Source organism: Rhodopseudomonas faecalis (assembly GCF_003217325.1).
GTDB lineage: Bacteria > Pseudomonadota > Alphaproteobacteria > Rhizobiales > Xanthobacteraceae > Rhodopseudomonas > Rhodopseudomonas faecalis.
This window is the reverse complement of sequence record NZ_QJTI01000039.1, coordinates 1-15,172: the sequence shown is the minus strand read 5'-3', so window position 1 is coordinate 15,172 and position 15,172 is coordinate 1. Positions and strand designations below refer to the sequence as shown.

Genomic DNA, 15,172 nt, shown 5'->3' with positions numbered 1-15,172 from the left:
ATCCGATCGCCAGCCGCTCTGCCGCGGATGGCCGTCCGCGGCAGAGCATTCCTTTCGGAACACCCCAACGATATTCGATTTCGCTATTACAAGGGTGGGTTAGCGCCGTCGGCGCGTAACCCACCGCTCAAGGCGCCGAAACGCTGACATGCGTAGCCCGGATGGAGCGAAGCGAAATCCGGGATGCTTGCATTAGGTCTCCTCCGTCCCGGATTGCGCTGTGCTCCATCCGGGCTACAGGAAGAGCCAGTAGCTGCGCAGGGCGCGTAGTCATTGATGCGCCGCCGCGTGGCACGGCCTTCCCCTCTCCCCTTGTGGGAGAGGGTGCCTGAGATGCGTAGCATCGAAGGCGGGTGAGGGGGCCATCATGTGCACAAGCCCCCTCATCCGGCGAAGCTGCGCTGCGCCACCTTCTCCCACAAGGGGAGAAGGAAAGGCGGCCGATGCATTCGCTGTGCTCAACGTTCTTGGCATTGGTAGCCCGGATGGAGCGCAGCGAAATCCGGGTGTTCCTCGGTGTCTTTCGTCCCGGATTACGCTGCGCTTCATCCGGGCTACGTCTCCCATATGGATCGTGCTCGGTTTTGCCGCGTTGTCGGATCAAGGGCGGCCGTGTTAGCTGCCATGATCTCTTTGTTTGACCGGAGTTCATCTTGAGCGTCGCCTTCACCAAGGAAGACAGTGCCGAAACCGCAGCTGAAACCGTGTTGCCGGAGCGGCCGATTTCGCCGCATCCCAATTGGGTGACGGCAGCGGGATTGCAGGCGCTCGAGGCGCAGCTCGCGGAAGCGCGCGCGGCGGTGGAAGCGGCGCAAGCGATCGACGACGTCAACGAGCGTCGCCGCCAGGAAGCCGGCCCGGCGCGCGATGCGCGCTATTTCGCGGCCCGGCTGCGCAGCGCGCAGGTGATCGCCGATCCGGCGTCGATCGACAGCGTGGCGTTCGGCTCAACGGTGACGTTCCGGCGTGCCGACGGCCGGGTGCAGACCTATCGCATCGTCGGCGAGGATGAGGCCGACCCGAAAGCCGGCACGATCTCGTTCGTGTCGCCGGTGGCGCGGCTGTTGATGGGCAAGGAAGTCGGGGACGTGGTCGGCGCCGGCAACCAGGAACTTGAGATCGTCGCGATCGCCTGAAGCCTCGGGGGCGCGTTACGGCGGAGATGACAGCACGTAGGGCGCAATAGCGAAGCAAACCATCCGGAGATGAGAGACCCGGATTGCGATGCGCTCCATCCGGGTTACGCGCGCTGGACAAAACTCGGGGGCACAACGCTGGGAAGGGGCGTAGGGCGATCTAATCGGCCATCCGGCCATCTCCCGCTTCCGCCGCCGGCTTGACCGCGTGCGATCGGTTATCCCGCCCGCCGCGCTTTTGCGACCTTCAGCTCCAGCCCCGCGCGATCCTGTAAGTATCCGATCACGCTGAACAGGTTCTTGGCTTGCGGGTTGCCGCTGGGGCCAAACATCCGGATCAGGCTTTTGGGCGGTAGTTCGGTGGCGGCGCCGAGTTGTTCGAAGCCGACAGTGGCCTTGATGTAGTCGCGCAGGATCGCCTTGCCGGTTTCGACATCGCCCTTGAGCATCACTTCGATGGCCTCGCGCAGCAAAGCTTCAGCGAACGCCGGATCGGTTGCAACGTGATGCTGAACCAGTTCTTTGAAGCTTTTGGTCTGGGTCATAGGTGCTCCTATCGGGGCTTCTTGCTCTTCTTGTAGTCGTGCCAAAAGGCGATTGCCTGCGCGATATCGCGCTGTTGGCGCTTCTTGGTGCCGCCGCACAGCAGGATCACCAGCGTGTTGCCGTCTCGGCCGAAGTAGACGCGATAGCCGGGGCCGAAATCGATTTTGAGTTCAAGGACGCCTTCGCCGACCGATTTCACATTTGACAGGTTGCCGTGCTGGAGGCGCACCACCGCCACGGCCACCTTGGTGCGCGCCATAGCGTCGAGATTCGCGAGCCAATCCGCGAACGGACTATTGTCGCCAGCGAGATAATAGCGAACCTCGATCATGACCAAGGGTAACATATGTGTTACCCTGCTGTCGAGCGGTGGGGCTTCTATTACGAGCGAAGTGGATACCGGTTCGCGTCAAGAATACGCGTCACAGCCGAAGCTCTGGCGACAGGCGTGCTGCGATGAACAGCCCAAAACGCCAAAGGCCGGGGCGGGCCCGGCCTTTGTGCAAATCTGTGTTCAATAGCTGAGGTCGGCAGGCAGCGGGCGCGGGGCGCCCGGCGGCGTCAGATGCCGGCCTTCACCTGTTCCACGGCGATTGCCAAAAACTCGTCCATCTTGGCGCGAATCTGCTGCTCGCTGAGGGTGATGCCGTTGTCGGTCAGGTCCTTGGTCACCTTGCGCAGCACGTCGGCGTCGCCGGCTTCTTCGAGGTCGGCGATCACGACTTCCTTGGCATAGGCGGTCGCGGCGTCGCCCGACAGGCCGATCTGCTCGGCGACCCACAGTCCCAACAGCTTGTCCCGGCGGGCCTCGGCCTTGAACTTCTGCTCTTCATCGAGCGCGAATTTCTTCTCGAAACCTTCTTCGCGCTTGTCGAATGTCGTCATTGTGGGGTTCCGATGTTGCCCCGGGGCAAAATCGCCGGGGAATTGCTGGAAGGCGGTTGCACGCCTAGATAACGGGCGAGTTCTGTTAAGACAACAGCGGCAATGTCGCAAGCCACAAGGGTAAAAACTCGCTTTCGCCGCCAGGGTCGATTGTGCTGACTGGCCTGATCAGGTACGGTGCGGTCAGGCAGGGTTCTTGTTCTGTTTCCCTGGCCATTCCGGCTGCTCCGCCGTGGGTCGCCTCCTGTCATACGGAGCTCACCAACTCCATGGATTTCAACAAAACACGGTACATCCCCATGAGCCGTCGACGTCGCATTTATGAAGGCAAGGCGAAGGTTCTGTATGAAGGCCCGGAACCGGGCACGCTGATTCAGCACTTCAAGGATGATGCGACCGCCTTCAACGCCAAGAAACATCAGGTGATTGAAGGTAAAGGGGTCCTTAACAACCGGATCTCCGAGTTCCTGTTTCAGCACCTGAACGACATCGGGGTGCCGACCCATTTCATCCGCCGCCTCAACATGCGCGAGCAGTTGATCCGCGAGGTGGAGATCGTGCCGCTCGAGGTGGTGGTGCGCAATGTCGCCGCCGGCAGCCTGTCGCAGCGGCTGGGCATCGAGGAAGGCACCCAGCTGCCGCGCTCGATCATCGAATTCTATTACAAGAACGACCAGCTCAACGACCCGATGGTCTCGGAAGAGCACATCACCGCGTTCGGCTGGGCGACGCCGCAGGAAATCGACGACATCATGGCGCTGGCGATCCGCGTCAATGATTTCCTGACCGGGCTGTTTCTGGGCATCGGCATCCGTCTGGTCGACTTCAAGATGGAGTGCGGCCGGCTGTTCGAAAACGAGATGATGCGGATCATCGTCGCCGACGAGATCTCGCCGGACAGCTGCCGGCTGTGGGACATCAAGTCCAACGAGAAGCTCGACAAGGATCGCTTCCGCCGCGATCTCGGCGGGCTGCTCGAAGCCTATACCGAGGTGGCCAAGCGGCTCGGCATCCTGATGGAAAACGAGCGGCCGGCGGGCTCCGGTCCGGTGCTGGTCAAGGGCTGACCACGGATACAAACGAGCGAGTCATTCCGGGGCGCGCCGCTGGCGCGAACCCGGGATCCAAGAATTTGTTGCGATGGCGAGATTCCGGGGTCGCGAGCGTGGCTCGGCCCGGAATGACCAGCGGGGCGAGCACGACGCGCACCCCGGCATGACGAGGGAATGATGAAGGCACGTGTCACTGTAACGTTGAAGAACGGCATCCTCGACCCGCAGGGCAAGGCGATCGAGGGCGCGCTGAAATCGCTCGGCATCGACGGTGTCGCCAGCGTGCGCCAGGGCAAGGTGTTCGACATCGAACTCGGCGCCAATGCCGACAAGGCCAAGGCCGAGGCGGTGCTCAAGGACGCGGCCGACAAGCTGCTCGCCAACACCGTGATCGAGAATTATGCTATTGAAGTGAAGGGGTAGCCTCCGGAGATCGGGTCATGGCTGAAGTGAGCAATGAGTTGATTTTTGAAGTGCTCAAACAAGTTCAGCACAAATTGGACAAGGTCGACCACAAGGTCGACGAGCTCAAATTTGAAATGAACGCCATGCGTGGCTACCTGATCTCCATGCAACAGGACGTCCAGAACGTCTATGGGATCCTCGGTCGCTACGACGGCCGGCTCGAACACATCGAGCGCCGTCTCGAACTGAACGACGCGCCGACGATCTCCACGTGATAGTCGGCCGAGATTGTCCCTGCCTCCACCACGCCCAAACGGAAACACCATGAAATCCGCCGTCCTCGTCTTCCCCGGCATCAATCGCGAGCGCGACATGGCGCGCGCGCTCAAACTCGTCTCCGGCAATGATGCCGCGATGGTCTGGCATGCCGACACCGAGCTGCCGAAGGGCACCGACCTCGTGGTGGTGCCGGGCGGCTTCTCCTATGGCGACTATCTGCGCTGCGGCGCGATCGCGGCGCGCGCGCCGGTGATGGACGCGGTGCGCAAATTCGCGGCCGATGGCGGGTTGGTGCTCGGCGTCTGCAACGGTTTTCAGATCCTGTGCGAATCGGGGCTGCTGCCGGGCGTGCTGATGCGCAATGCCGGCCTGAAATTCATCTGCCGCGACGTGCATCTGCGCGTCGAGCGTAACGACACCCCGTTCACCCGCGGCTACCAGGCCGGCCAGGTGATCACGGTGCCGGTGGCGCATGGCGAAGGCAATTACGAAGCCGACGAAGAGACGCTGAAGCGGCTCGAAGGCGAGGGCCGGGTGCTGTACCGCTATTGCTCGCCGACCGGCGAGGTTGGCGAGGCGCACAATATCAACGGCGCCGCGGCTTCGATCGCCGGCATCGTCTCGGAGCGCGGCAATGTGCTCGGCATGATGCCGCATCCGGAAAACCACGTCGAAGACATCATGGGCTCGACCGACGGCCGCGGCCTGTTCGCGGGGCTGGCGGAGCACCTCAAGCGCGCGGCTTGATGGATGTGGCTTGGTGGCTGAGTTTGGGGGGGTGGATGTGGTATCAGGCGGTGGTATTTGTTCCAGCTAACTGGGCGGAAAGAAAACGCTTCTATTGCCGGTTGCGGAACACTTACGAATTGCTAATGTTCAATTCACACGTGACCATTGACGGTCGAGCGGTAAGGCCGATATATTCTGGGGTATGAATAGCCCCCCGTCGGACTTGGCCAGCAATGGTCCCCGACGGGGTTTTTGTTTATGCCATTTGACGAGCCTAAGATGAAGAACGCTATGGCGTTCTTTGACGGCCAAAATCTCTTTCAGCATGCGAAAGATGCATTTGGTCATTTTCACCCGAACTATGATCCCAGAAAGCTGCACTTGGCTGTGTGTGCGGCGCGAGGTTGGCGCGCAACGCTGACCCGCTTCTACACCGGCGTTCCCGTCGAGTCGGAAGACAAAATGTGGTCAGCCTATTGGTCAAGCCGCATTATTTCAATGAAGCGGTCTGGAATCCACGTCACAACACGAAAGCTCCGCTATCGAAAAACAGATGTTTTTGACGACAAGGGCAGTCCTGTTGTTGATCACAATGGGAAGCAGAAAGTGATCACGACTCCCCAGGAGAAGGGAATCGATGTTCGGCTCGCTCTGGACGTTGTTTCCTTGGCAAGAAAACGCCAATTCGATGTCGCTCTCATATTCAGTCAGGATCAGGATCTAAATGAGGTCGTTACAGAGGTGACTTCAATTGCCGAAGAGCAGAAGCGGTGGATCAAGGTGGCCTGTGCATTTCCCGACGGGCCATCTGCAACGTGTAGACGCGGAATCGATCACACTGACTGGTTCAAAATGGACGAGACCTTCTATAACGCCTGCCTTGATCCCCGTGACTACCGGCCAGCAAAGACTTAGCTTCGTTTCTATCAATGACTATCCGCCACTTCGCTGACCGGCACGCGGCGTTTCACCCGCTTGATGGTGCCGGAAAAGGTGAATAGCGGCCGCTCGCCGCTTTTCAGGATGCCGCGCACGAAGATCAGCGACTTGCCGGCGCGGGTCACTTCGCCGGTGGCTTCGATCAATTCGCCCTCGAACGCCGCATCGAGAAATTCCGCGCCGAACGCCACCGTCACCGCCGGGCCGTCCAGTTCGTGCGCGGCGATCGCGAACAGGCTGTAATCGGCAAAAGTCATGAAGCAGCCGCCATGCACCGCCTTCATGCCGTTGAGGTGCTTCTTCTCGACCCGGAAGGCGCAGCGCACCGAGCCATCGTCGTCAAAACGGTGCCAGAACGGCCCGGAATTGGATTCGAAGGTGTCGCGGGTCCAGGTTCGCCAGCCGGCGAACTCGCCCTCGGTGGCAATCATCAGGTCCGGGCGGCCGGTTGATGGCGGGGCGTTTTCCTCCAATGGCTTGGTCCTTCTTTTTTGAATGGTTAAGCCATAAATCGCATCAGCCTCTGCAATGCAACAGAAGGCGGGATGGCACGCGATTGGCCGCTTGCGGACCGCCGCCCCGGCGTGCACTAAGAAGCTGGCAACGGCCAGTTTTGCCGTCCCGCGGGCGTTTGCGGGAGGGCCGCCCACAACCGGAGTGACGTCGCCTTGACGATCAGCAACACCCCCGCCATCACCCCTGAACTCGTCGCCAGCCACGGGCTGAAGCCCGATGAGTATCAGCGCATCCTTGAGCTGATCGGCCGTGAGCCGACCTTGACCGAGCTGGGCATCTTTTCGGCGATGTGGAACGAGCACTGCTCGTACAAATCGTCGCGCATCCATCTGCGCGGCCTGCCGACCAAGGCACCCTGGGTGCTGCAGGGCCCCGGTGAAAACGCCGGCGTGATCGACATCGGCGACAACCAGGCGGTGGTCTTCAAGATGGAGAGCCACAACCACCCGAGCTTCATCGAGCCCTATCAGGGCGCGACCACCGGCGTCGGCGGCATTTTGCGCGACGTGTTCACCATGGGCGCGCGGCCGATCGCCTGCCTGAACGCGCTGTCGTTCGGCGCGCCGGAGCACCCGAAAACCAGGCGGCTGGTGTCGGGCGTGGTCGCCGGGGTCGGCGGCTATGGCAATTCGTTCGGCGTGCCGACCGTCGGCGGCCAGACCCGTTTCCACACCCGCTATGACGGCAACATCCTGGTCAACGCCATGGCGGTCGGCCTCGCTGACGCCGACAAGATCTTCTTGGCCGCCGCGTCCGGCGTCGGCATGCCGATCGTCTATCTCGGCTCGAAAACCGGCCGCGACGGCATTCACGGCGCCTCGATGGCCTCGGCGGAATTCGACGACGCCAGCGAGGAGAAGCGGCCGACCGTGCAGGTCGGCGATCCGTTCGCCGAAAAGCTGCTGCTGGAAGCCTGCCTCGAAATCATGGCCAATGACTGCGTGATCGCGATCCAGGACATGGGCGCGGCCGGCCTGACCTGCTCGGCGGTGGAAATGGGCGCCAAGGGCGACCTCGGCGTCGAACTCGATCTCGACAAGGTGCCGACCCGCGAAACCGGCATGTCGGCCTATGAGATGATGCTCTCCGAAAGCCAGGAGCGCATGCTGATGGTGCTGAAGCCGGAAAAGGAACAGCTCGCCGAACAGATCTTCAAGAAGTGGGGGCTGGACTTCGCGATCGTCGGCTACACCACCCCGAGCAAGCGCTTCGTGGTCAAGCATGGCGGCCAGGTGATGGCCGATCTGCCGATTAAGGAACTCGGCGATGAGGCGCCGCTCTACGACCGTCCGCATATCCCGTCGCCGAAACTGCCGGTGATCCAGGCGCGCGACATCAACGCGCCGCTCAGCATCGCCGACGCGCTGGAAAAGCTGATCGGCACGCCCGAGCTGTGCTCGAAGCGCTGGGTGTGGGAGCAGTATGACCATGTGATCGGCGGCAACACCGTGCAGCGCCCGGGCGGCGATGCCGCGGTGGTGCGCGTGCAGGACGGCCCGAAGGGGCTGGCGCTCACGGTCGATGTCACGCCGCGCTATTGCGAGGCCGATCCGGTCGAAGGCGGCAAGCAGGCCGTGGCCGAAGCCTATCGCAACGTCACCGCGGTCGGCGGCAAGCTGCTGGCGATCACCGACAACCTCAATTTCGGCAATCCGGAGCGGCCGGAAATCATGGGGCAATTGGTCGGCTGCCTGAAAGGCATTTCCGAGGCCTGCATCGCGCTCGACTCGCCGATCGTGTCCGGCAACGTCTCGCTCTACAACGAAACCAATGGCCGCGGCATTCTGCCGACCCCGTCGATTGGCGGCGTCGGCCTGCTCGACGACTTCACCAAGTCGGCGACGCTGGCGTTCAAGGCCGCTGGCGAGGCGATCCTTTTGATCGGCGAAACCAAGGGCTGGCTTGGCCAGTCGGTGTATTTGCGCGATGTCTGCGGCCGCGAGGAAGGTGCGCCGCCGCCGGTCGATCTGGCGGCCGAGAAGCGCAATGGCGATGTGGTGCGCGGCATGATCCACGCCGGCACCGCGACGGCGGTTCACGATGTGTCCGACGGCGGCTTGCTGGTGGCGCTTGCCGAAATGGCGATCGCGGGCGGCATCGGCGCCACGCTCGATGCGGCGCCGGATTCGACAGTGGCGCAGGCCTGGTGGTTCGGTGAAGATCAGGCGCGCTATGTCGTCACCGTGCCGCAGCAGCAGCTGATGACGGTGCTGTCCAAGCTGAAGACCGTCGGCGTACCGTGTCAGCAGATCGGCGTCACCGGCGGTGCCACGCTGTCGATCGCCGGCGAGCGCGCCATCACGGTCAAGGCGCTCGCAACCGCGCATGAGCGCTGGCTGCCGGCCTATATGAACGCGGCCAACTGATCGATCGCCTACAATCTGTCATTCCGGATTGCGCGCGTGTGCGCGCAAGTCCGGAATCCAGAGGTTGTTTCGAAGAGCTATTCCGTGCGCAATGCTGCCTGCGTTGCGCTCGTCCCGAAATGACGCGGTTTCGACCGCCCGCTACAGCACCCGATAAGAGCCGGGGATTTTGCGCAGCGCGACCGTGGTGACCCAGCTCAGCAGCAGCGCCAGCACGAACACGATTGTAGCCTTGGTGATGGCCGACAGGTTGTAGCTGTACAGCCAATATTGCAGCCACATCATGTAGGCGTAGTGCACCAGGAAGATGCCATAGGCATCGTTCTGCAGCGGATCGAGAATGCTCCAGCCGCCGCGTTTGAAGCGCAGGAAATATCCCAGGATCGCAAAGATGATCGCGGTGCTGAACAGCACATAGGCGATGCCGTAATTGATCTCGTACCAGTTCGGCAGTTGATCCGGATTGCCGAGGATCTCGCGCTTGATGATGATCAGCACCCACATCGCGCCATAAGGCACCAGCGACGCCAGTGCCCAATGGCTCCATTCATGGGCGAGCCGGCTGTCGGAGCTGAGCACGCCGTCTTCCAGATCGCCGGCGCCGATGCCCGCGCCCAGGAAGAAATAGGCGGCGTATAGCAGAAATCGGCTTTCCTGCACCGAGAACGGCCCGAATTCGAACCAGTGGTTCGGCCCGAGCCAGACCCGCATCGGCACATAGATCACCATCGCGATCACGACGAAGGTCGCGAACACCAAGAGCGGGCGATTCATGCCGCGCTCGGACAGCCTGGTGATCGGTGCCAGGCAGTTTGGAAACAGCCGGCACATCGCGCCGCCGACCACGCTGTAGATCAGTAGCACCCACAGGAACCACAGCGGCCCGCTCGGCCAGGGGCCGACGGTGATGGTCTTCCACCAAAACGCCGTGAAGCTGAGACCGTCATTTTCGCGCAGCGCGATCGCGTAGTACGCGATCGGGATGATGGTGACGGCCGCCGCCGCGAACGGAATGCCAAGCCGCACCAGCCGGTCGCGCGCGAACACGCCGGGCGCGCGATGGCTCAGGCTCGGCCACAGAAACAGCCCCGACAGGAAGAAGAACATCGCCATGAAGAAGCTGTCGGTGGCGAGCACGACGAAGTCGAAGCCGAGCCACGACGCGCCGTCGGTGTGGCCGAAATGGGTGTAGGGAATCACCGCGTGATGGATCAGCACCAGCAGCGTCAGGAAAGTGCGCGTGCGGTCCAGCGACAGGTTGCGCGTCCTCCAAGCTTTAGGAGGTTTGAGCGCAGCAGTGGCTCGCGTGAACGGGGTACTCGTATCGGAAACCAGCGCCATCGCACCGACTCCTGCTGAACAGTACGTCGATCTTGCGAATTGAGGCTGCTGTCAAGCCAAACCCCTTCTTGCGAATCCCCATTTTGTAGCGTGCTTTATCTTTTGTTGATCATGCATTTACTGACTGTCGGTCAGCTGGAGTGCGAGCGCAGGTCTGCAATGATCATCACTCATGGGTCGCGCATGACGCGGGGGCAACTGGTCATGATCAACGCCCCATCAGCACCGGCCAGACCGCGGTTCCGCATGAACAGCAATGCGCAGCCCGCGGCCGAAGCCGAACCAGAGAATGACGGGACAAGGCGCGGGCGGCCATCGGCCACAGCAGCAATATGATGACGCCGTCAGCAGAGCAGGCTAGATTCGCTCCAAGAGCAAGATCGCGGCCCAAGAATCGCAGCTCGGCCGCCAATGGAAGTGGGAGAACGTGGACTATGCCGATGGACGCCCAGGAAATCGAGGCGCTGATCAAGGCTGCCATTCCTGACGCCGAAGTGACGATCCGGGACCTCGCCGGCGATCGCGATCACTATGCCGCGACGGTGATCGCGGAATCCTTCCGCGGCAAGTCCCGCGTGCAGCAGCATCAGATCGTTTATCAGTCGTTGCAGGGCCAGATGGGCGGCATGCTCCATGCGTTGGCGCTGCAAACCGGCGTGCCCGACAATAGCTGACCTGTTGCGCCTCAAAAGCAAGCGGCTCTGAAAGTTTTAGAGCCGCAGCGGCGCTATTGCGTTGGCCAAGAACGATTTCGCCAACAGGCGCGCGCGTTCAGCTCAGCCGCTGGCCGCGAGCGCATGCACCGAGAACAGCCGGGCGGCATCGGTCCAGCATGTCTGCGAACGCCAGCCGGCGCTGCGCGCCATTTCTTGGAAGCGCTCCAGGCCGAATTTGTAGCTGTTTTCGGTGTGAATGCTTTCGCCGGTGCGGAATGCAAAGCGCTGGCCGAGCAGCCGCACGGTTTGCGGCTTGCGGCTGACCAGATGCATCTCGATGCGGTGGCGCGCCTCGTTGTACAGCGCGCGGTGCGTGAAGGCCGACAAATCGAAATCGCCGCCCAGCTCGCGATTGATCCGTGCCAGCAGATTGAGATTGAAGCGCGCGGTGACGCCGGCCGCGTCGTCATAGGCCGGGACCAGCAGTTGCTCGTCCTTCTCCAGATCGATGCCGATCAACAGCCGCGCGTCCTCGCCAAGAATGCCCCGGATCTGGCGCAGAAACCGCACCGCGTCGTCCGGCTCGAAATTGCCGAGCGTCGAGCCGGGAAAGAACCCGACCTTCGGCAGCGTGCGCAGCGGCGGCGGCAGCGCGAACGGCGCGGTGAAATCGGCGGCGATCGGATGCACTTCCAGGCGCGGGAAATCACAGCGCAGCGTCCGTGCCTGCGCGTTGAGAAACTCCGCAGAAATATCGACCGGCACATAGGCGGCGACGTTTGCGGCGCCAAGCACGATGCGCGCCTTGGTGAAGGCGCCGGCGCCGAACTCCACCAGCGCGGCGCCGTGCGGGATCAACGCGGCGATCTCGCAGGCGCGGTCGCGCAGGATCGCAAGTTCGCTGCGGGTCGGATAGTATTCCGGCAGCTTGGTGATCTGTTCGAACAGATCAGAGCCGCGCGCGTCGTAAAAGTATTTTGGCGGCAGGCGTTTCGGCTGCCGCGCCAGCCCTTGCACGACATCGCGCGCAAAGTCCTGGTCGTGGTGGTCGTGCTGCGTGCTGAGGCGATCGGCGATCTGCAGGTCCATGCCAAATTCTCCGGCGCGTTGGCGATGCGGCGCTTACGCGCCATAGTCGGCAAGTCGCAGGCCGGTGAATTGCCAGCGATGCTGCGGATAGAAGAAGTTGCGATAGCTGAGCCGGCTGTGGCCCTGCGGCGTCGCCAGCGACGAGCCGCGCAGCACCAGCTGATTGACCATGAACTTGCCGTTATATTCCCCGAGCGCGCCGGGCGCGGCGCGATAGCCGGGGTAGGGCGCATAGGCGCTGCGGGTCCATTGCCACACCGCGCCGAACGCATCGTCGAGCACGCCTGCGCGCGCCGCGACTTCCCATTCAAATTCGGTCGGCAGATGCAGCCCGCGCCAGCGCGCAAAAGCGTCGGCCTCGTAGTAACTGACGTGGCACACCGGCGCTGTGGCTTCGAGCGGTTGCAGCCCGCCAAGCGTCATGATGCGCCATTCGCCATCGACCGCGCGCCAATGGCCGGGCGCTTCCCAGCCCTCGCGCTGCACGGTGGCAAAGCCATCCATCAGCCACAGCGTCGCGGTGCGATAGCCGCCGTCGGCAATGAACTCCAGCCACTCGGCATTGCTGACCAGATGCCGCGCGATTTTGACCGGGCCGACCAGCGCGCGGTGGCCGGGCGTTTCATTGTCGAAATGGAAGCCATCGCCGTGATGGCCGATGCTGTGAATGCCCTCGGGCAGCTGCGCCCAGTCCTCACCATGGCTGGTGATGGTCGGTGCGCGCCACGCGGGATCATAGGCCGGCGCCAGCGGGTTTTGCGCAAAGGCGTGCAGAATGTCGGTGAGCAGCAACTCCTGATGCTGCTGTTCGTGGTTGAAGCCGACCTCGAGCAACGGCGCCAGCGTGCTCAAGGTCGCGTCATCGGCCTGCTCCAGCAGCGCGATCATCGCCGCATCGACATGGCTGCGATAGGCGGTGATCTCGGCGGCACCCGGCCGGGTCAGCAGCCCGCGTTCGGCGCGGGTGTGCCGCGGCCCGGCGCTGACATAATAGGAGTTGAACAGGAAGGCGTAGTCCGGGTGAAACGGCTGGTAGCCGGGATCATGCGGGCCGAGCACGAACTGCTCGAAGAACCAGGTGGTGTGGGCGCGGTGCCATTTCGCCGGGCTGGCGTCGGGCATCGACTGCACCATCTGATCTTCGGCCGACAGCGGCGCGGCGCGGCGCTCGGTCTCGTCGCGCACCGCGCGGTAGCGGCCCGTCAAAGCACGGCGCAGCTCGCCGGCGCTGGCTTCGGCAGGGCGGGGAGCGCCACTCTGGCCCTCTGGGATCGACGGTGCGGACGCGCGTGAAGCGGATTGTGTCACGAAGCCCTCCGGTTTCTGCACAGCAAACGCCGGGCTCAGGCTCCGGTTCCCGGATGGCCGGTTGGCGCTCGCGGTGAAACGTCGCTTTCCAGTCTAGAGGTTTGATTTTACGTTCGTTTCGGGCGGTTTGGCTCCCCGGCATTTTACTTGGGCTGGAACGGTGTTTCGGCTAGCCTATCTTGTGGTAGGTGACGCCGCTTCGGCCGTGCCGCAACAAGGACCCAGAATGAGCATTCAGCAATTCATCGACAACGAGGTGAAGTCCAACGACGTGGTGCTGTTCATGAAAGGCACGCCGCAATTTCCGCAGTGTGGCTTTTCTGGCCAGGTGGTGCAGATCCTCGACCATGTCGGCGTGGCGTATAAGGGCCATAACGTGCTCGAATCCAACGAGCTGCGCGATGGCATCAAGCTCTATTCCAACTGGCCGACGATCCCGCAGCTTTATGTGAAGGGCGAGTTCATCGGGGGGTGCGACATCGTCCGCGAGATGTTCCAGTCCGGCGAATTGCAACAGATGTTCGCTGACAAGGGCATCACGGTGGCGGCGTCCGCTTGATGCTGTGATCCGCGAGTTCGGGCAGGTCCGCCTCGAAGTGCGGGTGGCGGACATCACCACGCTCTGCGTTGACGCCATCGTCAACGCCGCCAACAATTCGTTGCTCGGCGGCGGTGGTGTCGATGGCGCAATTCATCGCGCGGCCGGACCCGAACTGTACGACGAATGCCTGGCGCTGCGTGGCTGCGCCACTGGCGATGCCAAGATCACCAAAGCCTATCAGCTGCCGGCCCGTCACGTCATTCATGCGGTCGGGCCGGTGTGGCATGGCGGCGACTATGGTGAGGACGAGGCGCTTGGCGCGTGTTACCGCCGCGCCATCGCGCTATGCGGCGAGCATGGCCTCAGTTCGCTGGCGTTTTCCGCGATCTCGACCGGCGTCTATGGTTTTCCGCCGGAGCGCGCCGCCCGGATCGCGGTCGGCACCACGATCAATGCGCTCGGCAGCGCACCGAGCCTGCGCCATGTGGTGTTTTGTTGTTTTTCCGATGAGGTCGCCAGTTATCACGAGCGCGCGCTGCAATTGGCGCGCAGCCGCTGAGCTTGTTGCCCGGATGAAGCCCTGTAGCCCGGATGGAGCGCAGCGCAATCCGGGGTGCTCCTCGGTCGTAAGGCGGATGAGTTAAGCGCAATCCGCCGCCACATGACATCACATCGACCCTGCTGCCGGGTTACGCCTGCGGCTCACCCGCCCCACCAATCTGCGAAACTCCCGGATTACGCTGCGCTTCATCCGGGCTTCGGGCTCTTCATCTCAGCCACGGACTGATCGCCTAAAAGCCTATGCGCGGCGCGGCTCTTCTCCCTCCCCCCGCGTAGCGGTGGGGAGGGTGGCCGGCCGTAGGCCGGTCGGGTGGGGGGCTCTTTATGTGTTCGTTGCGGAGGCGCTACATGCCATCGCCGATCAACTAATCCCCTCAACCCCCGCCCCCTCCCCGCCGCTTCGCAGGGGGGAGGGGAGAAGCAATGCCGCTCGATCGCACGCTCTGCTGAACCTTTTTGGCATTCGTAGCCCGATGGAGCGCAGGGCAATCCGGGCTACGTGTTCTGAGCTTGTTGCCCTGTAGCCCGGATGAAGCGCAGCGCAATCCGGGGTGGGTCTCCGAAAGGCGGATGAGCGAATGCGTCATCCGCCATCACATGCCATCTCATCGACGCTGCTGGTGAATTTCAAACAGGTGGTGAAAGACAAGCCGGTGCGCATCCACCCGATCGTCAGCCAGCTGGTCGATCCGGCGGTGCTGGATAAGATGAAGGTTCGGCCGGTGGGGGAGGCGGAAGCTGATAAGCGGGACGACTAGTCACGAATACTCGACTTCGACAATGTCGAACACGGCGAATGCCGTTATATAGGTAATGACACGAT

At 62.6% G+C, this 15,172-nt stretch carries 18 protein-coding genes; 11 read left to right on the top strand and 7 right to left on the bottom strand.

Annotated elements, in window-relative coordinates:
• Window positions 1-653: 653 nt before the first annotated feature.
• Window positions 654-1,136, top strand: coding sequence for a transcription elongation factor GreA (greA, locus tag BJ122_RS18445; RefSeq protein WP_110782754.1), 483 nt, complete (start codon window positions 654-656; stop codon window positions 1,134-1,136).
• Between the two features lie 218 nt (window positions 1,137-1,354).
• Here greA and BJ122_RS18440 read toward each other — a convergent pair whose 3' ends face one another.
• The 3 genes from BJ122_RS18440 to BJ122_RS18430 all read right to left on the bottom strand — a co-directional run bounded on the left by BJ122_RS18440 (window position 1,355) and on the right by BJ122_RS18430 (window position 2,567).
• On the bottom strand, window positions 1,355-1,681 hold the full coding sequence (locus tag BJ122_RS18440; protein WP_110782753.1) for a transcriptional regulator: 327 nt from the start codon (window positions 1,679-1,681) through the stop codon (window positions 1,355-1,357).
• Window positions 1,682-1,689: 8 nt separating this feature from the next.
• Entirely contained in the window at window positions 1,690-2,013 is a 324-nt protein-coding gene (locus BJ122_RS18435) for a type II toxin-antitoxin system RelE/ParE family toxin (RefSeq protein WP_430694807.1), read from the bottom strand.
• Between the two features lie 230 nt (window positions 2,014-2,243).
• On the bottom strand, window positions 2,244-2,567 hold the full coding sequence (locus tag BJ122_RS18430) for a DUF1476 domain-containing protein (RefSeq protein WP_027278016.1): 324 nt from the start codon (window positions 2,565-2,567) through the stop codon (window positions 2,244-2,246).
• Window positions 2,568-2,866: 299 nt separating this feature from the next.
• Here BJ122_RS18430 and purC point away from each other — a divergent pair, with 299 nt between their 5' ends.
• The 5 genes from purC (at window position 2,867) to BJ122_RS18405 (ending at window position 5,947) form a co-directional block, all read left to right on the top strand.
• Window positions 2,867-3,634 carry a phosphoribosylaminoimidazolesuccinocarboxamide synthase gene (gene purC / locus BJ122_RS18425; RefSeq protein WP_173400866.1) on the top strand — a complete coding sequence of 256 codons (768 nt, stop codon included), beginning with the start codon at window positions 2,867-2,869 and terminating at the stop codon, window positions 3,632-3,634.
• Window positions 3,635-3,796: 162 nt separating this feature from the next.
• Entirely contained in the window at window positions 3,797-4,042 is a 246-nt protein-coding gene (gene purS / locus BJ122_RS18420) for a phosphoribosylformylglycinamidine synthase subunit PurS (RefSeq protein ID WP_103012595.1), read from the top strand.
• 17 nt (window positions 4,043-4,059) lie between these two features.
• A complete protein-coding gene (locus tag BJ122_RS18415) occupies window positions 4,060-4,299 on the top strand; it encodes a hypothetical protein (protein ID WP_110782752.1) in 240 nt (79 codons plus the stop codon).
• Between the two features lie 49 nt (window positions 4,300-4,348).
• Window positions 4,349-5,050 (top strand): phosphoribosylformylglycinamidine synthase subunit PurQ, encoded by a 702-nt coding sequence (purQ, locus tag BJ122_RS18410; RefSeq protein ID WP_110782751.1) that lies wholly within the window; start codon window positions 4,349-4,351, stop codon window positions 5,048-5,050.
• Between the two features lie 261 nt (window positions 5,051-5,311).
• Window positions 5,312-5,947: an NYN domain-containing protein gene (locus BJ122_RS18405; protein ID WP_210205474.1), complete on the top strand. Its 636-nt coding sequence runs from the start codon at window positions 5,312-5,314 to the stop codon at window positions 5,945-5,947.
• Window positions 5,948-5,958: 11 nt separating this feature from the next.
• Here BJ122_RS18405 and BJ122_RS18400 read toward each other — a convergent pair whose 3' ends face one another.
• Entirely contained in the window at window positions 5,959-6,402 is a 444-nt protein-coding gene (locus tag BJ122_RS18400) for a PaaI family thioesterase (RefSeq protein WP_110782749.1), read from the bottom strand.
• 243 nt (window positions 6,403-6,645) lie between these two features.
• Here BJ122_RS18400 and purL point away from each other — a divergent pair, with 243 nt between their 5' ends.
• Complete coding sequence (purL, locus tag BJ122_RS18395) at window positions 6,646-8,853, top strand: phosphoribosylformylglycinamidine synthase subunit PurL (protein ID WP_110782756.1); 2,208 nt, start codon at window positions 6,646-6,648, stop codon at window positions 8,851-8,853.
• Window positions 8,854-8,994: 141 nt separating this feature from the next.
• Here the strand turns inward: purL and BJ122_RS18390 are convergent, their stop codons facing one another.
• On the bottom strand, window positions 8,995-10,194 hold the full coding sequence (locus tag BJ122_RS18390) for an acyltransferase family protein (RefSeq protein ID WP_110782748.1): 1,200 nt from the start codon (window positions 10,192-10,194) through the stop codon (window positions 8,995-8,997).
• A gap of 434 nt (window positions 10,195-10,628) precedes the next feature.
• Between BJ122_RS18390 and BJ122_RS18385 the strand changes: the two genes are divergently transcribed.
• Entirely contained in the window at window positions 10,629-10,868 is a 240-nt protein-coding gene (locus tag BJ122_RS18385) for a BolA/IbaG family iron-sulfur metabolism protein (protein WP_110782747.1), read from the top strand.
• 102 nt (window positions 10,869-10,970) lie between these two features.
• Here the strand turns inward: BJ122_RS18385 and egtD are convergent, their stop codons facing one another.
• Together egtD and egtB are read right to left on the bottom strand one after the other, a co-directional pair.
• The gene (gene egtD, locus BJ122_RS18380) at window positions 10,971-11,939 is read right to left on the bottom strand and encodes an L-histidine N(alpha)-methyltransferase (protein WP_110782746.1); all 969 of its coding nucleotides are present in this window, start codon (window positions 11,937-11,939) and stop codon (window positions 10,971-10,973) included.
• Between the two features lie 33 nt (window positions 11,940-11,972).
• A complete protein-coding gene (gene egtB / locus BJ122_RS18375; protein ID WP_181419000.1) occupies window positions 11,973-13,247 on the bottom strand; it encodes an ergothioneine biosynthesis protein EgtB in 1,275 nt (424 codons plus the stop codon).
• 226 nt (window positions 13,248-13,473) lie between these two features.
• Here egtB and grxD point away from each other — a divergent pair, with 226 nt between their 5' ends.
• The 3 genes from grxD (at window position 13,474) to BJ122_RS18360 (ending at window position 15,107) form a co-directional block, all read left to right on the top strand.
• Complete coding sequence (gene grxD / locus BJ122_RS18370; protein ID WP_103012568.1) at window positions 13,474-13,806, top strand: Grx4 family monothiol glutaredoxin; 333 nt, start codon at window positions 13,474-13,476, stop codon at window positions 13,804-13,806.
• A 4-nt stretch (window positions 13,807-13,810) separates the two neighbouring features.
• The gene (locus BJ122_RS18365; protein WP_110782745.1) at window positions 13,811-14,347 is read left to right on the top strand and encodes an O-acetyl-ADP-ribose deacetylase; all 537 of its coding nucleotides are present in this window, start codon (window positions 13,811-13,813) and stop codon (window positions 14,345-14,347) included.
• Between the two features lie 580 nt (window positions 14,348-14,927).
• On the top strand, window positions 14,928-15,107 hold the full coding sequence (locus BJ122_RS18360) for a hypothetical protein (RefSeq protein ID WP_110782744.1): 180 nt from the start codon (window positions 14,928-14,930) through the stop codon (window positions 15,105-15,107).
• The last annotated feature ends 65 nt before the right edge of the window (window positions 15,108-15,172 follow it).

Bases quoted from the DNA above. Each gene is read 5' to 3' on its own strand.
- BJ122_RS18360 (WP_110782744.1), top strand. From the start codon at position 14,928: ATGCGTCATCCGCCATCACATGCCATCTCATCGACGCTGCTGGTGAAT.
- purS (WP_103012595.1), top strand. From the start codon at position 3,797: ATGAAGGCACGTGTCACTGTAACGTTGAAGAACGGCATCCTCGACCCG.
- BJ122_RS18440 (WP_110782753.1), bottom strand. From the start codon at position 1,681: ATGACCCAGACCAAAAGCTTCAAAGAACTGGTTCAGCATCACGTTGCA.
- BJ122_RS18390 (WP_110782748.1), bottom strand. From the start codon at position 10,194: ATGGCGCTGGTTTCCGATACGAGTACCCCGTTCACGCGAGCCACTGCT.
- BJ122_RS18400 (WP_110782749.1), bottom strand. From the start codon at position 6,402: ATGATTGCCACCGAGGGCGAGTTCGCCGGCTGGCGAACCTGGACCCGC.
- BJ122_RS18435 (WP_430694807.1), bottom strand. From the start codon at position 2,013: ATGATCGAGGTTCGCTATTATCTCGCTGGCGACAATAGTCCGTTCGCG.
- BJ122_RS18405 (WP_210205474.1), top strand. From the start codon at position 5,312: ATGAAGAACGCTATGGCGTTCTTTGACGGCCAAAATCTCTTTCAGCAT.
- purC (WP_173400866.1), top strand. From the start codon at position 2,867: ATGAGCCGTCGACGTCGCATTTATGAAGGCAAGGCGAAGGTTCTGTAT.
- BJ122_RS18385 (WP_110782747.1), top strand. From the start codon at position 10,629: ATGCCGATGGACGCCCAGGAAATCGAGGCGCTGATCAAGGCTGCCATT.
- grxD (WP_103012568.1), top strand. From the start codon at position 13,474: ATGAGCATTCAGCAATTCATCGACAACGAGGTGAAGTCCAACGACGTG.
- BJ122_RS18415 (WP_110782752.1), top strand. From the start codon at position 4,060: ATGGCTGAAGTGAGCAATGAGTTGATTTTTGAAGTGCTCAAACAAGTT.
- egtD (WP_110782746.1), bottom strand. From the start codon at position 11,939: ATGGACCTGCAGATCGCCGATCGCCTCAGCACGCAGCACGACCACCAC.
- BJ122_RS18430 (WP_027278016.1), bottom strand. From the start codon at position 2,567: ATGACGACATTCGACAAGCGCGAAGAAGGTTTCGAGAAGAAATTCGCG.
- purQ (WP_110782751.1), top strand. From the start codon at position 4,349: ATGAAATCCGCCGTCCTCGTCTTCCCCGGCATCAATCGCGAGCGCGAC.